We start from the raw sequence: 3,667 nt of genomic DNA on the forward strand, positions 1-3,667 counted from the left end.
GTCCCCTTCCCGGGGCGGGCGCCGCGCGGCGTTTTGCGTTCGGGGCAGCCGGTGTGCGACGTCCGCAGGTCGGGCGACCTCTCACTCCGCCCACCAGCATTCATTCATCTGTCAAACAATTACGGAATCGGCGTTAGATATTGCGTCCTTCTGTTCCCGGTGGTTGAGTGTGCGGCGCCCCACAACGCATCGGCGGTGGGGCGTCGTCCACGCACATGCCCGAGGGGGACCACCCATGAGTAGAGCCGCGTTCCGTCGTCGAAGCCGCGCAGGCGCGGTCGCTCTTGTCTCCGCGCTGGCGCTCACCGCGCTCGCGGCCTGCGGTACGAGCAGCAGCGACAACGACAGCGGCGAGAAGGGCGGCGGCGACAGCGCGTCGGCCGACGCTGCCGCCCCGCTGGACCCGAAGACCAAGGTGACGATCACCATCGACTGCATGCCGCCCACGGCGAAGGCGGCCGAGCTCAAGGAGTGGAAGGAGGACGTCGCCGAGTTCAACAAGACCTATCCGAACGTCACCATCGAGGGACGGTCCACCGCCGGCCAGTGTCTGGAGCCGCCGCGCTTCACGGCCATGCTGAAGGCGAAGTCCCAGCCGGACGTGTTCTACACGTACTTCACCGACCTGCCGCAGGTGCTCGACAACGACGGCGCCGAGGACATCACCGCGTACGTCACCGACAAGAGCGTGCCCGCGCTGGCGGACATCGACCCGAACGTCCTCAACTCGCTGAAGCAGGACGGCAAGCTGTACGGGCTGCCCACCAGCAACTACACCATGGGCCTGCTCGTCAACCGCAAGCTCTTCCAGCAGGCCGGCCTCGACCCCGACGCCCCGCCGCGCACCTGGGAGGAGGTGCGTACCGCCGCGAAGAAGATCGCTGATCTGGGCAAGGGCATCTCGGGCTTCGGCGAGTACAGCGCCGGCAACACCGGGGGATGGCACTTCACGGCGCAGATGTACAGCGTCGGCGGCGAGGTCGTCGACGCGAGCGGCACCAAGGCGGCGTTCAACGACGACCTGGGCAAGCAGGTCGCCGAGAACATCAAGGCCATGCGGTGGCAGGACGACAGCATGGGCAAGACGCAGCTGCTGAAGTGGGGCGACCTCCAGAAGCAGATCGCCACCGACAAGCTCGGCATGTTCCTCGCCGCGCCCGACGACATCGCGTACATGGTGCAGCAGCTCGGCGCCAGTTACGAGAACTTCGGGATGGGGCCGATCCCCGGCGAGAAGAGCACCCTGGCCGGCGGAAACAACTACATGATCAAGAAGGGGATTTCGGCCGACAAGATCAAGGCCGCCATCGCCTGGCTGAACTTCAAGAACCTGAGCGTCGGCAAGGGCCAGTTCAACTGGGAGCGCACCAAGGCCGACAAGCTGCCCGTCGGCGTTCCCCAGCCCAACTTCTGGCTGAACGGTTCGAAGACCACGGACGACGCCGCGCGTGCCCAGTTCGCCACCATGCCGGTCGCCAACTTCAAGACCTTCGTGGACAACCCGGTCCCCGGCAAGGCCGAGCCGCCGAAGGCCCAGGAGGTCTACAAGGTCCTGGACAACGTGATGTCCGGCCTCCTCACCAACAAGAACGCCGACGTCGACAAGCTCCTCTCCGACGCGGAGAAGCAGGTCAACCAGGTCCTGGCCACCCAGTAACCGGGGTGGGGCCTTCCGTTCGGAGCCGAGCGGGAGGCCCTGTGGGGCCGGCCCGGCCGGCCCCCCGCACCCCGTCCGCGCCCGGACCGCGTTCCGGCACCACTGCACCGAGGAGGAGGCGACGATGTCGGCCCCCACCATCCCCACGTCGGCGGCGAAGACGCCCCGCCCGTCCACGCACCACGGCGAAGGACCACAGGCGGCCGGCGGCGCCTTCGCCCGGGCCCTGCGCCGCAACCTCACGGCCCACGGCTTCCTGATCGGCGCCGTGATCTGCTTCGCCCTCTTCTCCTGGTATCCGATGGTGCGGGAGTTCCTCCTCGCCTTCCAGAAGACCGAGGACGGGCAGACCACCTGGGCGGGCCTGGACAACCTGAACACCGTCGTCAACGACCCGGCGTTCTGGCAGGCCTGGCGCAACACCCTGCTCTTCACCCTGCTCGCGCTGGTCCTGGGCTTCGCCGTCCCGTTCGTGGTCGCGGTGGTGCTCAACGAGTTCCGCCACGCGCAGGGCTATCTGCGGCTCCTGGTGTACCTCCCCGTCATGCTCCCGCCGGTCGCCTCGGTGCTGCTCTTCAAGTACCTCTACGACCCCGGGTACGGCCTGCTCAACCAACTCCTCGACGTCTTCGGGATACCCGCCCAGCAGTGGCTCCAGGACCCCAGCACCTCGATGCTCTCCGTCGTGGTCGCCTCGACCTGGATGAACATGGGCGGAGCGACGCTCATCTATCTCGCCGCGCTCCAGGGCATCCCCGGCGAGCTGTACGAGGCGGCCGAGCTCGACGGCGCCGGACTGCTGCGCAAGGTCTGGCACGTCACCGTCCCGCAGACCCGGCTCATCCTCTCGCTGCTGCTGCTCATGCAGGTCATCGCGACCATGCAGGTGTTCGTGGAGCCCTTCCTGCTCACCGGCGGCGCGGGCCCCGAGGGTTCGACGACCACGGTCGTCTACCTGATCTACCAATACGCCTTCAACTTCAACAACTACGGCGCCGCGGCGGCGCTCGGCCTGGTCCTCCTCGTACTGCTCGCCGGAGTGTCGGCCGTGTACGTGAGGCTCAGCCGCGCCGAGGACGAGTAGGACCCGGGGGAATCGACAGATGTCCACACGCACGCTCATCTCGCCGGCCCAACTGGCCAGGCCCCGGGCCAAGGCCGTCTACTGGGTGGTCTTCGGTCTCGTCCTCGTCCTGTTCACGCTGGTCTTCCTCGGACCGCTCTACTGGATGGTGTCCGGAGGGCTCAAGTCCACGCAGGAGGCGGTGCAGTCGCCGCCGACGCTCTTCCCGTCGGCGCTGACCCCCGGCAACTACTCGCGCGCCTGGGAGGTGATGGACCTCTCCCGCCTCCTCTTCAACACCCTGTACTACGCGTTCGGGGCGCTGGCCTTCCAGCTCGTCCTGGACGTCGCCGCGGCCTACTCCCTCTCCCGGCTGCGCCCCGTCTTCGGCAAGGCGATCCTCGGGATGATGCTGGCCACCCTCATGATCCCGGCGACGGTGCTGGTCGTCCCGCAGTACCTCACGGTGCTGGACGTCCCGTTGGTGGAGCGCAACCTGCTCAACTCGCCGTGGGCGATCTGGCTCCCGTCGGTGACCAACGCCTTCAACATCTTCCTGCTGAAGAGGTTCTTCGACTCCATCCCGAAGGAGTTGCTGGACGCCGCGTCGATGGACGGGGCCTCCCCGATGCGCACCCTGCGCTCGATCGTCCTGCCCATCTCCCGGCCGATCCTCGGGGTGGTCTCCATCTTCGCGGTGGTCGGGGTCTGGAAGGACTTCCTCTGGCCGATGCTCACCCTGCCCGATCCGGCCATGCAGACCCTGAACGTCGGCATCTACTCGCTCTCCAACGGTGTGCCGGAGAACGTGCTGATCGCCGCCCTCACCATCGCGTCCCTGCCGACGCTGCTCATCTTCCTGGTGTTCCAGCGGAACATCATGAGCGGCCTCACAGCGGGCGGTCTGAAGGGCTGAACCGGCCCGGCTGCCCCGGTCGGTCCGGGGC

At 67.4% G+C, this 3,667-nt stretch carries 3 protein-coding genes; all 3 read left to right on the forward strand.

The annotated features are described in order from the left end of the window. Window positions 1–235 precede the first annotated feature (235 nt). The 3 genes from ACFWEP_RS33035 to ACFWEP_RS33045 all read left to right on the forward strand — a co-directional run bounded on the left by ACFWEP_RS33035 (window position 236) and on the right by ACFWEP_RS33045 (window position 3,636). Window positions 236–1,657 (forward strand): extracellular solute-binding protein, encoded by a 1,422-nt coding sequence (locus tag ACFWEP_RS33035; protein ID WP_387375742.1) that lies wholly within the window; start codon window positions 236–238, stop codon window positions 1,655–1,657. 124 nt (window positions 1,658–1,781) lie between these two features. After that, entirely contained in the window at window positions 1,782–2,741 is a 960-nt protein-coding gene (locus ACFWEP_RS33040; RefSeq protein WP_387375743.1) for a carbohydrate ABC transporter permease, read from the forward strand. Window positions 2,742–2,760: 19 nt separating this feature from the next. Then, window positions 2,761–3,636: a carbohydrate ABC transporter permease gene (locus tag ACFWEP_RS33045; RefSeq protein ID WP_387375746.1), complete on the forward strand. Its 876-nt coding sequence runs from the start codon at window positions 2,761–2,763 to the stop codon at window positions 3,634–3,636. Window positions 3,637–3,667: the final 31 nt, after the last annotated feature.

The organism is Streptomyces sp. NPDC060198 (assembly GCF_042728415.1).
Taxonomy (GTDB): domain Bacteria; phylum Actinomycetota; class Actinomycetes; order Streptomycetales; family Streptomycetaceae; genus Streptomyces.

Coding starts and splice junctions, on each gene's coding strand:
- ACFWEP_RS33035 (WP_387375742.1), top strand. CDS start 236: ATGAGTAGAGCCGCGTTCCGTCGTCGAAGCCGCGCAGGCGCGGTCGCT.
- ACFWEP_RS33040 (WP_387375743.1), top strand. CDS start 1,782: ATGTCGGCCCCCACCATCCCCACGTCGGCGGCGAAGACGCCCCGCCCG.
- ACFWEP_RS33045 (WP_387375746.1), top strand. CDS start 2,761: ATGTCCACACGCACGCTCATCTCGCCGGCCCAACTGGCCAGGCCCCGG.